This window comes from Nocardioides guangzhouensis (assembly GCF_004519545.1).
Taxonomy (GTDB): Bacteria; Actinomycetota; Actinomycetes; order Propionibacteriales; family Nocardioidaceae; genus Nocardioides; species Nocardioides guangzhouensis.
Window position 1 is genome coordinate 22,173 of record NZ_SDKM01000017.1, and the last position, 16,639, is coordinate 38,811.

The window sequence follows — 16,639 nt, forward strand, 5'->3', positions numbered from 1 at the left end:
ACGACGTCCGGGCGCGCGAACCCGGGGCGGCTCAGTCCCGGTCGCGGCCCAGCCCGGCCTCGCGGGCCGTGATGATCGCCTCGGCCCGGCCGGCCGCGTGCAGCTTGGTGTAGATCGAGGAGACGATGTTGCGCACGGTCTTGTTGGACACGTAGATCTCCCGGGCGATCTCGTCGTTGGACCGGCCGCCCGCGAGCAGGTCGAGCACCGAGCGTTCGCGGTCGGTCAGCTCGGGGAACGGCTGCTCGGCCGGGGCCGGCCCGCCGCCGGAGAGGTACGTCGCGACCCGGCCCGCGAGGGAGGCTCCGAACACCATGCCGCCGTCCGCGGCGGCCTCGATGGCGCGCAGCACCTCGGCAGCACCGGAGCCCTTGAGCAGGTAGCCCGAGGCGCCGGCCCGGATCGCGCTCATCACGGTCTCGTCGTCCTCGTTCATGGTCAGCATCACCACCCGGACGCCGTCGTGGGCGCGGGTGATGAAGCGGGTCGCCTCGATGCCGTCGAGGTGTGGCATCTGGATGTCCATCACCACCACGTCGGGCGTCGTCTCGCCGACCACGTGCACGGCGTCGCGGCCGTCCTCCGCGGTGCCGACCACCTCGACCCCGTCGAGCGCGGACAGCAGTGCGACCAGGCCGTCCCGGACGATCTGGTGGTCGTCGGCCACCACCACCCGCACGGTCTCGCGGACGTCGGTCATGTGCTTCTCCCCATCGGTAGCCAGGCCCGGACGACGGTGCCGCCGCCCTCGGGACAGGTGATCTTGGTGCGGCCGCCCAGCTCGGAGGCCCGCTCGCGCAGCGACACCAGGCCGACCCCCGCCTGGACGTCCTCGGCGATGCCGACGCCGTCGTCGGCGACCTCGACCACGAGCCGGGAGTCGCGGACCTCGAGGCGTACGGCGCACGTGGTGGCGTGGGCGTGGCGGACCACGTTGGTGACCGCCTCCCCGGCGATGCGGTACGCCGCGACCTCGACCGCGGCGGGCAGCGGACCGAGGTCCCCGGCCGCGACCAGGACCCGGAGCCCGTCGGTCGACACCGCCTCGGCCTGCTGCTCCAGCGCGCCGACCAGGCCCCGGTCGTCCAGCGCCGGCGGCCGCAGGTCGTGGACCAGCCGGCGCACGTCGGCGACGACGTCCTGGACGTGGTCGCTGGTCGCCTCGATGTGGGCGACCGCGGCGTCGGGGTCGCGGTCGACCAGCAGCCGCGCCGACTCCAGCCGGAACACCACGCCGGACAGGGCCGGGCCGAGGCCGTCGTGCAGGTCGCGGCGGATCCGGCGGCGCTCCTCCTCGCGGGCCACGACCAGGCGCTCGCGGGAGTCTTGCAGCTCGTCGGCCAGCCGGCTGGTGCGGGCCGCGGTGGCGGCCTGCCGCACCAGGTCGCCGAGCAGCTGCTCGTCCCGGCGGGACAGGCGGCTGCGCAGTCCACGGGCCGGGAGCACCAGCCGCCCAACCTCGGCGTCGCGGTAGGTGATCGGCAGGGTCCGGGTCTCCGCCGGCCGCACGCCGTGGGTCGCGATCAGGCGCTCGCCGCCGCTGCGGTCCACCTCGACCCGGACGTAGGAGACGCCGAACGCGGTCGCCACCGCCCGGGCGACGGCGGCCAGCTGTCCCGGCCCCTCGTCGGTGGTCTCGAGCGTGGACGCCAGGCCGGCCACCGCGTCGTACGGGTTGTCGCGGTCGCCGAGGACCAGCCGCCGCACCCCGCGCCACAGCCGGTGCCTCAGCGGCGCGTAGAGCACCGCGGACAGCAGCAGCACCAGCAGCACCACCTGCCGCTGGTCCAGGGAGTCGCCGAGCAGCGTGGTCAGCCCCGCCAGGAACGCGAGGTCGACGGCGACGATCACGACCGACAGCGCGCCGTACACGAGGGTGCGGCCGAACAGCTCCTCGATCGGGACGATGTGGGGCGCCACGATCGCGACGGTCATGGCGCCGGCCGGCATCACCATGATCAGGAACGTCATCGCGATCTCGAGCGAGGCGACGTCGAAGAACGTCGACGCGGCGATCACCAGTGCCATCACGATGACCGCCCAGAGCAGCCAGCGCATCCGGTCCCGCTCGATGCCCCGGGCCTGCCGGTAGCGCACCACGACGGTGGCCATCGGGACCGAGAACGCCGCCACCGCGAGCGCCCGGAGCACGGACCCGATGGACTCGGCGAGGTCGCTGGGCACCGGGATCGTGGTCGGTTCGAGGTCGACCCCGGCCGGCACGGGTACGTCGGGGAAGCCCCAGGACGGGGCGACGATCAGCAGCAGGCACATCGCGGTCATCAGGCCCAGGCTCAGCGTGCCGGCCAGTCCCCAGCGGCCGGGCAGGAAGCGGCCGGTCGGGAAGATCAGCAGCAGCACGGCGATCGTGACCGGCAGGAACGACGTGAACCGCAGCAGGAACCACAGCGCGAGGGTCATGCCCGGCCAGGCCTCGTCCGACGACAGGCCGGCACGGACGTAGGACTGCGCCAGTCCGTCCAGCGCCCAGAACAGCCCCAACCAGGCCAGTGCCCAGCCGAACCCGTGGTGGACGTCGCGGAACAGGATGACCACGGCGAGCCCGGCCAGCACCACCCCGTTGAGCGCGTAGATCCAGCCCGGCTCCTCCGCGAACGGCAGCGGGCCCCCGGGCAGCGGGCCGCGCAGGTCGAGCAGGATCGCCAGCACGAAGCAGGCCAGCGAGAGCAGCGGCAGCGCCAGCAGCGCCCAACGCGGGCGGGGTGTCCCGGCGGTGCGCGGGGGGCTGCTGGCCGTCGAGGTCACGGACGCATTGTGACGCCGGCCCGGCCCGCGCGGGGCCGGACCGGCGTACTCACTGGGGGGCGCGGTCATGCGTGGGCTCGGCCGGGCCGTCAGGCCGCCCGGTGCGCCCGGTCGCCGACGGTGAAGCCGATCGCGGTGACCAGCACCAGCAGCGGACCGGTCATGCCGGCCATGTACTGCACCGGGGAGACGCCGAGCAGCACGGTCAGCCCGCCCAGCACCACGCCGGTGAGGCCGATCCAGCGGGGCATTCCGCCGCGGCGGTACGCCGAGAACAGGGCCAGGCCGGCCAGGCCCGCGAGCGTCCACAGCCACGGGATGGTGCCGATCCAGTGGTTGTACATCGCGGCGTTCGCCGGCTGGATCACGTCGTCCTGGGTCAGCCCCATCATGAACTCGGTGTCCAGGCCGGACCCCAGGATCGAGACCACGGCGGTGCCCGCGAGGCCGGCCAGCGCCAGCGTCGGCGCGATCGACTCCGGGAGCACGGCACGCAGCCGGCGGTGGAGGCCCGCGGCGAACACGAGCAGCAGGACCGCGCCGACCGCGGTGAACGTGTGGAAGGCGTACATCGCGCCGGTCTGGTCGGCGAGCCGGGCCTGGATGCCGGCCGGGTCGCCGGCGAGGTCCGGGTCGTAGACCGCGTTGACCATGCCGGAGGCGACGATGGTGCCGACCCCGGCCAGGCCGGCGCCGATGCCGGCGACCGCCCAGGATCGGGAGGTACGCCGCGGGGTCGCCGGCGACACGTCGGGAGAGCCGGCCGGGACGTCGGCGCGGACCAGGTTCTGGGTGGTGACGTGGGTGCTCACGGTGCTGCCTCTCGTTTGACTGTCGTTGTCGTGGCAGGACCGTGCCGGGCCGGATGTCCCGGGGCACAGGGACAACGGGGCACACCTGTCCGGACAAGCCGGGAGAGGGTCCTCGGATTGGCGGCTGCGCGGGGGCGGACGGTACGTTGGGACCTCACGGCAGTGTGGCCCGCGTCACGTGGGCGACCGGTCGTGACCCCACCTGCGGCCCGGCCCGGCGTACCACCCCTTCGCCACCTGACCGCGGGCAGATTCCCACCCGGGCGAGGTGATCCCCCAGGCCCGGCGACGTGAAGGAGTGCAGGTGACCCACCAGTCCGAGTTCGGACCGGACCTCGCCGAGGTCTTCGGTCCCAGCCAGCAGGACGGAGGCCCGGAGCTCGTCCAGCTGCTCACCCCCGAGGGGGAGCGCAGGGAGCACCCGGAGTTCGCGTTCGACCTCGACGACGAGGCCATCAAGGGCTTCTACCGCGACATGGTCCTGACCCGTCGCATCGACACCGAGGCCACCGCCCTCCAGCGGCACGGTGAGCTCGGCATCTGGGCCCAGCTGCTCGGCCAGGAGGCCGCGCAGATCGGCGCCGGCCGCGCGCTGCGCCCGCAGGACTACGTCTTCCCGACCTACCGCGAGCACGGCGTCGCCTACTGCCGCGGCGTCGACCCGCTCAACCTGCTCGGGCTGTTCCGCGGCGTCGACCACGGCGCGTGGAACCCCAACGACAACAACTTCGGCCTCTACACGATCGTCATCGGCGCGCAGACCCTGCACGCGACCGGCTACGCCATGGGCATCCAGCGCGACGGCGCGGTCGGCACCGGCGACCCGGACCGCGACGCCGCCGTGATCGCGCACTTCGGTGACGGCGCCAGCAGCCAGGGCGACGTCAACGAGGCGTTCATCTTCGCCGCGTCCTACAACGCCCCGGTGGTGTTCTTCTGCCAGAACAACCAGTGGGCGATCTCCGAGCCGATCGAGCGCCAGACCCGGATCCCGCTCTACCAGCGGGCCCTCGGCTTCGGCTTCCCCGGCGTCCGCGTCGACGGCAACGACGTGCTCGCGACGTACGCCGTGACCAAGGCCGCGCTCCAGCGCGCCCGGGACGGCCAGGGCCCCACCTTCGTCGAGGCGTACACCTACCGCATGGGGGCGCACACCACTACCGACGACCCGACCCGCTACCGGCTCTCCGACGACGTCGAGCACTGGAAGCTCAAGGACCCGATCGCCCGCGTGAAGGCCTACCTCACCCGCAACGGCCTCGCCGACGACGCGTTCTTCGGTGCCGTCGAGGACGAGGCGAACGAGCTCGGCCACCACCTGCGCGAGGGTTGCAAGGCGCTGCCGGACCCGAAGCCGATGGACATGTTCGCCCACGTCTACGCCGAGGAGCCCGAGGAGCTGCGCATCCAGCGCGAGGGCTTTGCGGCGTACCTCGAGACCTTCGAGGAGAGCCACGCATGAACACCCCATTCGAATGCTCGCTCCGCTCCGCTTCGAACGGGGGCCCCGCATGAGCACCCAGAAGATCACGCTCGCCAAGGGCCTCAACATGGGCCTGCGCAAGGCGATGGAGGACGACCCCAAGGTCCTCGTCATGGGTGAGGACGTCGGCAAGCTCGGCGGCGTCTTCCGGATCACCGACGGCCTGCAGAAGGACTTCGGCGAGGACCGCGTCATCGACAGCCCGCTGGCCGAGTCCGGCATCGTCGGCACGGCCGTCGGCATGGCGCTGCGCGGCTACCGCCCGGTGGTCGAGATCCAGTTCGACGGCTTCGTCTACCCGGCCTACGACCAGATCGTCTGCCAGGTCGCGAAGATGCACTACCGGTCCAAGGGCCGCAGCAAGATGCCGATGGTCATCCGCATCCCGTTCGGCGGCGGCATCGGCGCGGTCGAGCACCACAGCGAGTCCCCGGAGGCGCAGTTCGCGCACACCCCGGGCCTCAAGGTGGTCGCCTGCTCCAACCCGGTCGACGGCTACTGGATGATCCAGCAGGCGATCGCCTCCGACGACCCGGTGATCTTCCTCGAGCCGAAGCGCCAGTACCACGCGGACAAGGCCGAGCTCGACGAGAGCGCCACGCCCGAGCCGCTGTTCCGCTCCCGGACCGTCCGCCAGGGCACCGACGTGACCGTACTGGCCTACGGCCCGACCGTGAAGACCGCGCTGCAGGCCGCCGAGGCCGCGTCCGGCGAGGGCAAGTCGCTCGAGGTCATCGACCTGCGCACCCTGTCCCCGCTCGACATGGGCCCGGTCCTCGACTCGGTGCGGCGCACCGGCCGCGTCGTGGTCACCCACGAGGCGCACGTCAACCTCGGCATGGGATCCGAGCTCGCCTCGCGCATCCAGGAGGAGTGCTTCTACTCCCTCGAGGCCCCGGTGCTCCGCGTCGGCGGCTTCGACACGCCCTACCCCGCGTCGCGCATCGAGGAGGACTTCCTCCCCGACCTCGACCGGGTGCTCGACGCCGTCGACCGCACGCTCGCCTACTGACCCGAGGGAGGAACCCGAACACATGGCCGAGTTCAAGCTGCCCGACGTCGGCGAGGGCCTGACCGAGGCGGAGATCGTCGCCTGGAAGGTCAAGCAGGGCGACACCGTCCAGATCAACGAGATCCTGGTCGAGATCGAGACCGCGAAGTCCCTGGTCGAGCTGCCGTCGCCGTTCGCCGGCACCGTGCTGGCGCTGCTGGTGCCCGAGGGCGAGACCGTCCCCGTCGGCACCCCGATCATCAGCATCGGCGACCCGTCCGAGACCGCCCCGCCCGTGCCCGCCGCTCCGGCGGCCGCACCGCAGCCGGACCTGGAGATCGACCTGTCCAACCCGGCCGCCAGCGGCGGCGGGGAGGGCGAGTCGCTGGTCGGCCGCAACAAGGCCGACCGCGGTCCGCTGCGCCGTCCGCGGCGGGGCCACGCGTCCCCGGCCACCGAGGCCGGCGCCGCCACCCAGATGCAGGTCCAGGGCTCCTTCGCCCAGGGCGGCGCGCAGACCGCCGACGTGATGGAGGCCGACGAGACCCCGGTCCCGGCCACCTCCGCGCGGCCCGAGGCCCCGGCCTCGCGCGCCGAGGCGCTGGTGCCCGCGCGGGCCACCGACCCGGGCGCCGTACGCGCGCTGGCGAAGCCGCCGGTCCGCAAGCTGGCCAAGGACCTCGGTGTCGACCTCGCCACGGTGCCGGCGACCGGCCCGAACGGCACGGTCAGCCGTGAGGACGTCCAGCGGTACGCCGAGGGGTCCGGCGGGGCACGCCCGATGGAGGCCGTCGGCACTTCCACCGCCGGCTTCGCCGGGGTGGCTCCCGGCGAGGAGCGGCGCGAGCCGATCAAGGGCGTCCGCAAGATGATGGCGCAGGCGATGGTGGGCTCCGCGTTCACCGCCCCGCACGTCACCGAGTGGATCACCGTCGACGTGACGCGCACGATGGAGTTCGTCGACCGGCTCAAGAAGCGGCGCGAGTTCAAGGACGTCAAGGTGTCTCCGCTGCTCGTGCTCTCGCGTGCGGTGATGCTGGCCATGAAGCGGACCCCCGAGATCAACTCGTTCTGGGACGAGGCGGCCCAGGAGGTCGTCTACAAGGGCTACGTCAACCTCGGCATCGCCGCGGCCACCCCGCGCGGGCTGGTCGTGCCGAACGTCAAGGGCGCCCAGGACCTGTCGCTGCTCGAGCTCGCGGGCGCGCTCAACGAGCTGACCGCGACCGCGCGCGACGGCCGGACCCAGCCGGCGGAGATGAGCGGCGGCACGTTCACGATCACCAACGTGGGCGTGTTCGGTGTCGACGCCGGCACCCCGATCATCAACCCGGGTGAGTCCGCGATCCTGTGCTTCGGCGCGGTCCGGAAGCAGCCGTGGGTGCTCACCGGGGCCGACGGCGAGGATGAGCTGGCGATCCGCCAGATCACCACGCTGGCGCTGTCGTTCGACCACCGCCACATCGACGGGGAGAAGGGCTCCCGCTTCCTCGCCGACGTGGCGGGGATCCTCGAGGACCCGGCGTCTGCCCTGCTGTTCTGATCCGCTCGTTCCCGGTTCGGGACGAGTTCGGCCCTGGCCGTGCCAACTCGGCCCCGTCCTGCGAGAATCGAGCCCATGCACGCTGACCGTGAGACCTCGGGTGGGGACGACGTGACGTCGACCCCGTCCGAGGCCGCGGCGGCGCTGCTCCGCCGCGCCCAGCGCATCGCCGAGCAGCTCCACGAGGAGGCCGTGGCGGAGGCCGAGCGGGCCACCGCCGAGGCGCACCGGCTCGAGGCCGAGCAGCGGGCCCTCCACGACCGCGCCATCGCGGCGGCCGCGGAGGCCGAGCGTTCCCGCGACAGCGCCAGCACGGTGCTGGCCGAGGCGGCCGACGAGGCCCGGTCGATCGTGGCCGACGCGACCGAGCAGGCCAACCTCCTGCTCCGGGCGGCCGAGGCCCAGCGCGACCGGCTGCTCGAGGAGGCCGGCGCCCACGCCACCGAGAGCGTGGCCCGCACCGACCGGGAGGTCGCCGCCCGGCTGCGTGAGAGCGAGGAGGCGACCGCGACCGCGGAGGCTGAGGTGCAGCGGCTCCTCGACGGCGCCCGGGCCCAGTCCGAGGCGTCCGCCACCGAGGCGGCCGAGCGGGCCGCCGAGCTGGTCGAGTCGGCGCGCGCCAACGCCGAGGCCCACCTGGCGGCCGCCACGACCGAGGCCGACGAGACCCGCGAGACGGCAGTCGCCGAGGCCATGGCCCTCCGCGACGAGGCCGAGAAGCATGCCACCGTCGTCCGGCACGAGGCCGACGAGGCGGCCGCGGTGTCCCGTGCGGAGGCCGAGCGGATCCTCGGCGAGGCGCAGGAGCGCAGCGAGGCCGAGCTCCGCAAGGCCGCCGACGAGATGGCCTGGACCCGCACCACGATCGACGCCCTGGTCGCGGCCGCCGGCGCCGAGGCCGACGCGATCCGGCTGCGTGGGCACGGCGACGCGGTGCGGCACCTGGCCGGGGTACGCCGCCGCATCCAGGGCATCATGCACCGGGTCGGTGCCCGCATGGGGGACGAGCTCGACGAGGCCGAGGAGCGCGCCGCCGAGATCCAGGCCGCTGCCAGCCAGCGCCTCGCGGACGCCGAGGAGTCGGCCGCCCGCCAGCAGGCCGAGGCCGAGGAGCGGGCACGCCGAGTCGAGGCCGACGCCGACGACCGCGCGTCGCGACTGGTCGAGCGCGCCGAGCGTCGTAGCAGCGAGGCCGAGTCCCACGCGAGCGTGATGCGCTCCGCGGTCGCCGAGGAGGTGGTCCGGCTCCGGGCCGAGGCCTCCGAGGAGCTGCGCTCCGCCCGTGGCGAGGCCGCCGACACCCTGAGCCGTGCCCAGGCCGAGGCCACGGAGCTCCGCGCCACCGCGCGCCGGCTGCTCGACGAGGCCCGTGCCGAGGTCACGGAGCTGCGGGAGCGCCGCGACCGGATCACCGGCGAGCTGAGCCAGCTCTCCGGTGTGATCGAGGCCCTGGCGGTCCCTGACGACAAGCGACCCACCCCCCACGAAGTAGAACCCCCCGAGGAGCCGTCATGAGCCAGCCCGAGCACCAGTTCCGCGTCGTACTCCGGGGGTACGACCCGGCCGACGTCGACCGGGTCGTGGCCGACCTCCGGGGCCGCGTCGCCGCGGCCGAGCAGGGTCTCGCCGACCTCCAGTCCCGGCTCGGCCAGGCCGAGCATGCCGCCGCGACCGCCCGGTCCGAGGCGGAGGCCGCCACGGCGCAGGCCGGCGAGGCCGCTCCGGTCCAGCCGGCCTCCTTCGAGCACCTCGGTGCCCGGGTCAGCCAGATCCTGACCCTCGCCGAGCAGGAGGCGGCCGAGATCCGGGACAACATGGCCGCCGAGCTCGAGACGCGCCGCAAGGACGCCGAGCAGGCCGCGATCGCGGTCCGCGACGACGCCGACCGGTACTCCGACCAGACCCGACGCGACGCCGACGCCGAGAGCACCCGGGTGCTCACGGACGCCCGCCGGTTCGCCGACGAGGAGCGCGACGCCGCCGAGCGGGACGCCGCCGCCCGCCGCCAGGAAGCGGAGGCGATCCACGAGGAGCAGCGTGCCAAGGCCGCGAAGGCCGCCGCCGACTTCGAGGCCACCCTGGCCGAGCGCCGCGACCGCACCACCGCCGAGTTCCAGGAGCAGCAGGCCGCAACCCAGGCGCAGCTCGACGCGATGGCCGCCCGGGTGGAGGAGATGCGCGAGGCCGCCGAGCGCCAGAAGGCCACCGCCGAGGCCGACGCCCGCCGGATCGTCGAGGACGCCGAGAGCCGAGCGGACGCCCTGGTCAAGGAGGCCCGGGCCAGCGCCGACCGGGTGCGCGCGGACTCCGACCGCGAGCTCGCCGCCGCCTCGCAGCGCCGCGACAGCATCAACGCCCAGCTCTCCAACGTGCGCCAGATGCTGGCCACGCTGTCCGGCTCCGCCGCCGGCTTCGCGGTCGACCCCATCGGCGACCTCGGCGAGCAGTCGACCGCGGGCGCCGGCGAGGCCGAGGTCGTGACCGTGGCCGACGTCGAGTCGCCCGAGGAGATCGCCTCCGAGGACATGGTCGCCGAGGGTGGGCACGAGGAGCCCGAGCGGGAGTAGACGGCGGGGTCAGCCCCCGAGCAGGTCCAGCAACGCGCGGGCGTACGCCGCGTCGGCGGCCACGTCGACGTACCTCGTCGTACCGTCGCGCACCAGCGCCGTCACCGCGACGCCCTCGGGGGCGTCACCGCCGGGGATCCGCTCGAGCGCCAGGAACGCCTCGCCGAGCAGGTTGCGCAGCTGGTCCTCCCGCGGCACCCACACCGCCTCACGGGCGTCGAGGCTGTCCAGCGCCCACTCCGTGGTCCCGTTGAACGCCAGCAGCTGCCCGGTCGGGGTGTTGCGGGTCTCGACGACCATGTCGCTGACCACGAACAGCATGTCGTCGAGGTCGCGGTCGGGAACCAGGAACCGGTCGCCGGCCGCAGGGATCCAGGTCAGTCCGGCGTCCCGCAGCGCCCGGGCCAGGTCGAGGTCGATCACGTCTCCAGTGTGCGCCCGGCCGCAAGCCGCGCCGCCCGACCCGGAACGGTGAAGGATCCCCGGCGCCAGGTGCCGGAGATCCTCCACCGAAGTCCCGCCCGGGACTGTCAGGCCACGCCCGGGCGGCTGCCGAGAGCGCGCCGTTGTCAGGCGGCCGCCTGGAGCACCAGGTTGTACGCCGTCGCCGTGGCCACGCGAGCGTCGGCGAAACCGGCGTCGCGGAACGCGGCGGTGAGCTTCTCCGGGCCGGCCTGCGCGCCCAGCGCTGCGCCGCCCTGGGAGATGCTGTGCGGCACACAGAGGCAGGAGCTGCCGACGTAGAACACCGCGGCGATCGGGTTCGACAGGTTCGCCGCGAGGGTGTCCTCGGCGTACGGCTCGATCGCCACCACCTGTCCGCCCGGCGCCAGAGCCCTCCGGGCGTGGGCGAGCGCCCCGACGGGGTCGCCGAAGTCGTGGACCGCGTCGAAGAACAGCACGAGGTCGAACTCGCCGGCGTACGACGTGGCGTCGGCGGCCGCGAACCGGACCCGGCCGGAGACCCCGGCCTCGACGGCCGCCGCGGTCGCCTGCCGGACCGACTCATGGTGGTAGTCAACCCCCACGAACGTGGAGTTCGGGAAGGCCTCGGCCAGCAGGATCGTCGGAACCCCGAGGCCGCACCCGACGTCGAGGACGCGGATGCCGGACTCCAGCCGCTCGACCAGGCCGTCGACCGCGGGCAGCCACTCGGTGAGCAGCGACGTGCGGTAGGCGATGGCGTAGAAGCGCGACACGGCACTGAACAACCGGGGGTCGTGCTCGTGCCACGGGAGTCCCTGCCCTGTCGTGTAGGAGTGCGCGAGCTTGTCGACCGCGGCCCACACCGCGGCGATCAGCTCGAACCCGGGCACCAGCGAGGCCGGGCTCGCCTCGTCGGCCACCACGCTCGCGTGCTCGGCGGGCAGCGTGAACGTGTCGGTCGCGGCGTCGTAGGTCACGTAGCCGTTGGCGGCCTGGGCGGACAGCCACTCCTGGAGGTATCGCGGGGTGACCCCGGAGCGGTTGGCGAGCTCGTCGACGCTCGCGGTGCCGAGCGCCGCCAGTGCGCTCCAGAGTCCGAGACGGTCGCCGAGGTACACCAGGATCGCGTTGTACGCCGCCGCCTGGTCGCCCGCCACCTTGCCGGCGAACTCCTCGAGCCGGGAAAGGTCGAGGCCGGTCTCGTGCTGGGTGGTCATGATGTGGTTCCTTCCGGTGGGGCGCCCCGGTGGCGCCGTCCCTTCCCACGCTGCGGCCGGCCGCTGCCACCGTGCTCACGCGCCGGCCCGTCACCGTGACAGCACCGTGACAGGGTCGTGGGCGACGCTGGGACCATGGCCGACCTGACCGGGCTGGAGCTGAGCGGTGACCTGGCCCTGCTCGGCACGGTGCTGACCGTGTGGGCGCACCCCGACGACGAGACCTACCTCGCAGGCGGGCTGCTGGCCGCGCTCGGCGAGGCCGGTCAGCGGGTCGTGTGCGTCACGGCCACCCGTGGGGAGGCGGCCGACCCGGACGCGACGCCGGGAGAGCGGGCGGCGCTCGCGCGTACCCGGACCCGTGAGCTCGAGGAGGCGCTGGCGGTGCTGGGCGTTGCGGAGCACCACTGGCTCGACCACGCCGACGGCGGCCTCTCGGACCTCGACCCCGGCATCGCGGCGGCCCGGCTGGCCCGCCTCTTGGACGATGTCCGGCCGGACACCGTGGTGACGTTCGGGCCGGACGGCTTCACCGGCCATCCTGACCACCGCGCGGTGAGTGGCTGGGTCGACCTCGCGCTGCGCCGATCGACGGCCGCACCCCGGCTGTTGCACGCGGTGGCCCGGGAGGAGGTCGCGGATCCCGGGCTGGACCAGGACTTCGGCGTGTTCGAGCTCGGCCGTCCCCGGGTGTGCGCGGACGCCGACCTCGCGCTGCTGCTGCGGCTGGACGGCGCGAGCCTGGACCGCAAGGTCGAGGCCCTGCTGCGGCAGGTCTCCCAGACCGCGGGGCTCGTCGACGCGGTGGGGCTCGCCCGGTTCCGGACGTGGGTGGCCGCCGAGGCCTTCGCACCGCCCCGGCAAAGGACGTGACGGTCGCCCCCGCGCTCCGGCACAGTGCGGGGATGGACCGGTCCGGGCTCGCGCTGCGCGTGGACGTGCTCGGCTCCCTGGCGTTGCACGTGGCAGGGAGCCCGGTCGACGTGCCCGGCCTGCGGCGGCGGGCACTGCTGGCGCTGCTGGCCCTCGCGGGTCGGGAGGGGATGAGCGACGAACGGCTGGTGGACGCGCTCTGGCCCGACGACCTGCCGGCCAATGCGATGCAGGCGCTCTACAGCCACGTCTCACGGCTGCGCGGCCATCTCGGACCCTCGGCCGGCCGCCTCGAACGCCGTCGCAACGGCTACCGGCTGCGGCTCGAGCCGTTCGAGCTCGACGCCGACGCCGCCCGTCGTGCGGCCGGACAGGATCCGGATACGGCGCTGGCCCTGTGGCGCGGTCCGTCGTTGGCGGAGTTCCGTTCCCTCCCGGCCCTCGAGGCCGAGGCTCTCGCCCTGGACGAGCTCGAGCTGCAGGTGGTGGACGAGGTGCTGCAGAGGCGGCTGGACGCCGGCGACCGCACCGTCACGGTCGACGCGGTGGCGGCGGCGTCCGCGTCGCCGCTGCGGGAGCGTACGGCGCTGCTGCTGGTGCGCGCGCTGGCTGCCGACGGACGTGCGGCCGAGGCGATGGCGGCTGCGCAGTCCTTCCGGGCCAGGCTCGCCGAGGAGACCGGACTGGACCCGACGTCCGCGCTTGCGGACCTGGAGCAGCGGGTGGCGTCCGGGTCCGTGGCCGGGCCGGCCGTGGGCGCGCCGCGGCGGGTGGCCCGCCCCGACGGGCCGATGGTGGGGCGCAGCCACGACCGCGAGCAGGTCGTGCGCCTGCTCGGTCTCAACTCCGTCGTCACGCTGACCGGACCGGGTGGTGTGGGGAAGACCCGGCTCGCGCTGGACATCGCGGCCGATCACGACGACGGAGAGGCCGTGGTCCTCGGCCTGGCCGCGGTCGACCGACCCGAGCGGCTCTGCCAGGCCGTCGTCTCCGACCTCGGGCTGCGCGTCGCCGGAGGGGCCGGGCCCGACGACGTCGCCGCCGCGCTCGTGGACCGGCGCCTTCTCCTGCTGCTCGACAACTGCGAGCACCTGGCCGGTGCGTGTCGGGATCTCGTCGTGGCGATCCGGCGAGCCGCACCCGGGGTCCGCGTCCTGGCCACCTCGAGGGTCACCCTCCACGTGCCGGGCGAGTACGTCGTCCGGCTGCAGCCGCTGCCGGTCCCCAGGGTGACGAGCGACCTCGAAGCGCTCCGCCGCCAGCCCGGCGTACGCGCGTTCGTGGAGCACGCGCGGTTCCGGCGACCGGGGTACGACCTCGATCCCGAGGACGCCCCCGATCTGGTCGAGGTGCTGCGCCGGCTCGACGGGCTGCCCCTCGGGATCGAGCTCGCCGCACGGCAGGTCGCGGTCATGCCGCTGTCGGCGGTGCGGGAGCGACTGGGCCGCGCGCTCGACCTCGCCACCGGACGACAGGGCGCGGACGACGAGCGGCAGCGAACGCTGCGCGCCACCATCGACACGTCCTACCGGCTGCTCGGCGAGGAGCAGCGCGCCCTGCTGCGGGCGGTCGCGCCCTTCCCCGGTGGGGTCGACGTGGCCACGATCGAGGCGGTCGCGGAGGGAGCCGGCGACCCGCTCGACCTGCTGCACGACCTCGTCGACTCGTCGTTGCTGGTGGCGGACCCGGCCACCGGCCGCTACCGCCTCCTGTTCACCGTCCGCGCCTACCTGGTGGAGCGGCTGGTCGAGGCCGGCGAGGCGGAGGGTGCCCATGCCCGCTTCGTCGACCGCTGCGTCGCGGTCGCCGAGCGGATCGGCGCCGGCATCTTCGGAGCCGACGAGGCCACCCTCGACCGGCTGCTGCGCGACGAGCTGGACAATCTGCGTGCCGCCCGCGACCTGGCCGACGCCGCTGCCCGCGTCCGGATCACCCTCGCGGTGAACCAGGCGGTCACCTGGCGCGACCTCGGGGAGATCTGGTCCTGGGCCAGCGAGCTCGCGGAGGATCCCGCGTTCGCCGAGCACGAGGAGCGGGCCGCGATCCTGGCGGCCGCGGCGGAGGCGGCGCGGCTGGTCGGGGACCTCGACGCCGCCGAGCGGCGGGCGCGCGAGGCACTGGCGGTGGCCGCACGGGACGGCAGGGCAGCGGCGCTGGGGCGGGCGTGGAGCGTCGTCGCCGTCGTCGCGCACTTCCGTGGGGACTTCGCGGCAGCCCGCGATGCCTGGTTGCGAGGTGCGGAGGAGCCGGTCGGGGACGCCAGCGCCTTCGTCGGGTCGGCCGCGCTGGCCGCGGCGTACGGCGGTGACCCGGCCACCGCCCGTCGCCTGCTCGCCCGCGCGGCCTCGCTGGCCACCTGCGGGTCGCACCGCTCGTTCCTGGCCTACGTGGAGGGCGAGCTGCTGGTGGCGAACCGGCCCGCGGACTCGATCCCGCACTACGTCGACGCGATCGCCGAGGCGACCCGGGTCGGCTGCACCTTCGTCGAGGGAGTCTCCCGGGTCTCCCTGGCCTCCGCCCGCACACGGACCGGCGACATCGCCGGCGCCGCCGACGACTTCGCGCACCTGGTCGGGTTCTGGCGGAGCACCGGTCAGACCACCCAGCTGTGGACCACCGCCCGCAACGCGGCGGAGCTGCTCGCGGCCGCCGGGAGGTCGCGCAGCGCGGCGCTGGTCCTGGTCACGGCCGACGCCACGCCCGGGGCGGCGGCGGTCGACGAGGAGATCGCGAGCTTCAGCGGCCGCTCCTACCTGCCGGTCCAGGACCTGCTCCGACCCCGTGACCTCGAGGAGGTCCGCGCCGAGGAGGCGGAACTCGGCGGCACGGGCGTGCTCGACCGGCTGGTGTCCGAGCTCCGGGAGCTGGCCACGAGTCCCGCCCCGCGTCGGGAGGCGGCCACCGACGGCTCCTGACGCGGTGCCTCAGCGGGCGGCGAGCACCGCGCGCTCCTCGTCGACGGTCAGGCCGGTGACCACGGCGTCGGGGTCCGACCGCACCCAGGCGAGCGTGTCGCGGGCGGTGTCGGCGAGCGGGCGCAGCCGCAGCCCGGCGGCCAGGGACGGGGCGACGTCGTGGGCCATGAACCCGCGGTCGTCCTTGCCGGGCACCCAGACCGGCAGCGATCGCGGGCCGTGCCAGGCCGCCACCTCGTGGGTGGCGAGGAACTCCTCGCTCGACCAGGCGAAGTCCGGCACGGTGTCGGCGACGCCGCGGGCGACCTCGGCGAGGAAGTCCGCCCGCAGGGTGGCCGCGCCGACGCCGTCGTAGACGCCCTCGAGACGGGTCTCGGCGGCGTGCACGACCCACGCCGCGAGGTCGCGGACGTCGATCGTCTGGACGACGTCGTCGGCCGGCGGCGCGAGCACGGGGCCGGGCTCGGCGAGGCGCACCGGCCAGTAGGTGAACCGGCCGGTGGGGTCGCCGGGGCCGGCGATCAGGCCGGGCCGGACCACCGCCGACGTCGCGGCTCCGTCCTGCACGATCTGCTCGCAGGCGACCTTCATGCCGCCGTACGCCTCGGGGCTCGAGGTCCAGTCGACGTCCTCGGTGATCGCGTCGATCAGCGGCGTGGTCGCGGGGGTTCCGCCGAGCGCGCGGTGGTCGGCGTACACGCTGCAGGTCGAGACGAAGACCCAGTGGGCTTCCGGCAGCGCGGCGACCGCGGACCGCACGTGGCTCGGGGTGCGGGAGACGTCGACGACGGCGTCGAAGCCGGACAGGGCCGGCCAGTCGCCGGTGGTCCGGTCGAGCACGACGTGCTCCGCGCCGTCCGGCACCCGCCCCGAGGTGCCGCGGCACGCGCACACCACGTCGTGGCCGCGCGCCACCGCCTCCACCGCGACCGCGCGGGAGAGGAAGACCGTTCCGCCGAGCACCAGGATCCGCATGCCGGCCAGTCAACCGGCCGGGGCGCCCGCGGGTGAAGCCATTTCGCTGGCGGCGGAACGGCGGTCGGGAC

Annotated in this window: 13 protein-coding genes; 7 read left to right on the plus strand and 6 right to left on the minus strand. The window is 74.4% G+C overall.

Annotated features, from left to right (window positions below; translation table 11 throughout):
• Window positions 1-31: 31 nt before the first annotated feature.
• From EKO23_RS12670 to EKO23_RS12680, 3 genes are all read right to left on the minus strand, one after another.
• On the minus strand, window positions 32-700 hold the full coding sequence (locus EKO23_RS12670) for a response regulator transcription factor (protein ID WP_175582692.1): 669 nt from the start codon (window positions 698-700) through the stop codon (window positions 32-34).
• Window positions 697-2,766 carry a sensor histidine kinase gene (locus EKO23_RS26470; RefSeq protein WP_167880451.1) on the minus strand — a complete coding sequence of 690 codons (2,070 nt, stop codon included), beginning with the start codon at window positions 2,764-2,766 and terminating at the stop codon, window positions 697-699. Before EKO23_RS26470 ends, EKO23_RS12670 begins: the two co-directional genes overlap by 4 nt.
• A gap of 89 nt (window positions 2,767-2,855) precedes the next feature.
• Window positions 2,856-3,578, minus strand: coding sequence for a hypothetical protein (locus EKO23_RS12680; RefSeq protein WP_217702607.1), 723 nt, complete (start codon window positions 3,576-3,578; stop codon window positions 2,856-2,858).
• A gap of 304 nt (window positions 3,579-3,882) precedes the next feature.
• Between EKO23_RS12680 and pdhA the strand changes: the two genes are divergently transcribed.
• The 5 genes from pdhA (at window position 3,883) to EKO23_RS12705 (ending at window position 10,162) form a co-directional block, all read left to right on the plus strand.
• Window positions 3,883-5,040 carry a pyruvate dehydrogenase (acetyl-transferring) E1 component subunit alpha gene (pdhA, locus tag EKO23_RS12685; protein ID WP_217702608.1) on the plus strand — a complete coding sequence of 386 codons (1,158 nt, stop codon included), beginning with the start codon at window positions 3,883-3,885 and terminating at the stop codon, window positions 5,038-5,040.
• A gap of 49 nt (window positions 5,041-5,089) precedes the next feature.
• Window positions 5,090-6,073 (plus strand): alpha-ketoacid dehydrogenase subunit beta, encoded by a 984-nt coding sequence (locus EKO23_RS12690; protein WP_134717816.1) that lies wholly within the window; start codon window positions 5,090-5,092, stop codon window positions 6,071-6,073.
• A 22-nt stretch (window positions 6,074-6,095) separates the two neighbouring features.
• Window positions 6,096-7,595 carry a dihydrolipoamide acetyltransferase family protein gene (locus EKO23_RS12695; protein WP_134717818.1) on the plus strand — a complete coding sequence of 500 codons (1,500 nt, stop codon included), beginning with the start codon at window positions 6,096-6,098 and terminating at the stop codon, window positions 7,593-7,595.
• Window positions 7,596-7,670: 75 nt separating this feature from the next.
• Window positions 7,671-9,110 carry a hypothetical protein gene (locus EKO23_RS26475; RefSeq protein ID WP_134717819.1) on the plus strand — a complete coding sequence of 480 codons (1,440 nt, stop codon included), beginning with the start codon at window positions 7,671-7,673 and terminating at the stop codon, window positions 9,108-9,110.
• Window positions 9,107-10,162, plus strand: a complete 1,056-nt coding sequence (locus tag EKO23_RS12705) for a hypothetical protein (RefSeq protein ID WP_134717821.1) — start codon at window positions 9,107-9,109, stop codon at window positions 10,160-10,162. The genes EKO23_RS26475 and EKO23_RS12705 overlap by 4 nt, the downstream gene beginning before the upstream one ends.
• 9 nt (window positions 10,163-10,171) lie before the next feature.
• Here the strand turns inward: EKO23_RS12705 and EKO23_RS12710 are convergent, their stop codons facing one another.
• Window positions 10,172-10,585 carry a pilus assembly protein CpaE gene (locus EKO23_RS12710; protein ID WP_134717823.1) on the minus strand — a complete coding sequence of 138 codons (414 nt, stop codon included), beginning with the start codon at window positions 10,583-10,585 and terminating at the stop codon, window positions 10,172-10,174.
• 146 nt (window positions 10,586-10,731) lie between these two features.
• On the minus strand, window positions 10,732-11,805 hold the full coding sequence (locus EKO23_RS12715) for a methyltransferase domain-containing protein (protein ID WP_134717825.1): 1,074 nt from the start codon (window positions 11,803-11,805) through the stop codon (window positions 10,732-10,734).
• A gap of 135 nt (window positions 11,806-11,940) precedes the next feature.
• On the opposite strand from EKO23_RS12715, the gene EKO23_RS12720 reads away from it, so the two are divergent.
• Together EKO23_RS12720 and EKO23_RS12725 are read left to right on the plus strand one after the other, a co-directional pair.
• On the plus strand, window positions 11,941-12,678 hold the full coding sequence (locus tag EKO23_RS12720; protein ID WP_134717827.1) for a PIG-L family deacetylase: 738 nt from the start codon (window positions 11,941-11,943) through the stop codon (window positions 12,676-12,678).
• A 32-nt stretch (window positions 12,679-12,710) separates the two neighbouring features.
• On the plus strand, window positions 12,711-15,593 hold the full coding sequence (locus EKO23_RS12725; RefSeq protein ID WP_134717829.1) for an AfsR/SARP family transcriptional regulator: 2,883 nt from the start codon (window positions 12,711-12,713) through the stop codon (window positions 15,591-15,593).
• 9 nt (window positions 15,594-15,602) lie between these two features.
• Here the strand turns inward: EKO23_RS12725 and EKO23_RS12730 are convergent, their stop codons facing one another.
• Complete coding sequence (locus EKO23_RS12730; protein WP_134717831.1) at window positions 15,603-16,568, minus strand: Rossmann-fold NAD(P)-binding domain-containing protein; 966 nt, start codon at window positions 16,566-16,568, stop codon at window positions 15,603-15,605.
• Window positions 16,569-16,639: the final 71 nt, after the last annotated feature.

Excerpts from the sequence above, each read along its gene's own strand:
- EKO23_RS12715 (WP_134717825.1), bottom strand. The coding sequence starts at position 11,805 with ATGACCACCCAGCACGAGACCGGCCTCGACCTTTCCCGGCTCGAGGAG.
- EKO23_RS26475 (WP_134717819.1), top strand. The coding sequence starts at position 7,671 with ATGCACGCTGACCGTGAGACCTCGGGTGGGGACGACGTGACGTCGACC.
- EKO23_RS12705 (WP_134717821.1), top strand. The coding sequence starts at position 9,107 with ATGAGCCAGCCCGAGCACCAGTTCCGCGTCGTACTCCGGGGGTACGAC.
- EKO23_RS12730 (WP_134717831.1), bottom strand. The coding sequence starts at position 16,568 with ATGCGGATCCTGGTGCTCGGCGGAACGGTCTTCCTCTCCCGCGCGGTC.
- EKO23_RS12690 (WP_134717816.1), top strand. The coding sequence starts at position 5,090 with ATGAGCACCCAGAAGATCACGCTCGCCAAGGGCCTCAACATGGGCCTG.
- EKO23_RS12725 (WP_134717829.1), top strand. The coding sequence starts at position 12,711 with ATGGACCGGTCCGGGCTCGCGCTGCGCGTGGACGTGCTCGGCTCCCTG.
- EKO23_RS12720 (WP_134717827.1), top strand. The coding sequence starts at position 11,941 with ATGGCCGACCTGACCGGGCTGGAGCTGAGCGGTGACCTGGCCCTGCTC.
- EKO23_RS12670 (WP_175582692.1), bottom strand. The coding sequence starts at position 700 with ATGACCGACGTCCGCGAGACCGTGCGGGTGGTGGTGGCCGACGACCAC.
- EKO23_RS12695 (WP_134717818.1), top strand. The coding sequence starts at position 6,096 with ATGGCCGAGTTCAAGCTGCCCGACGTCGGCGAGGGCCTGACCGAGGCG.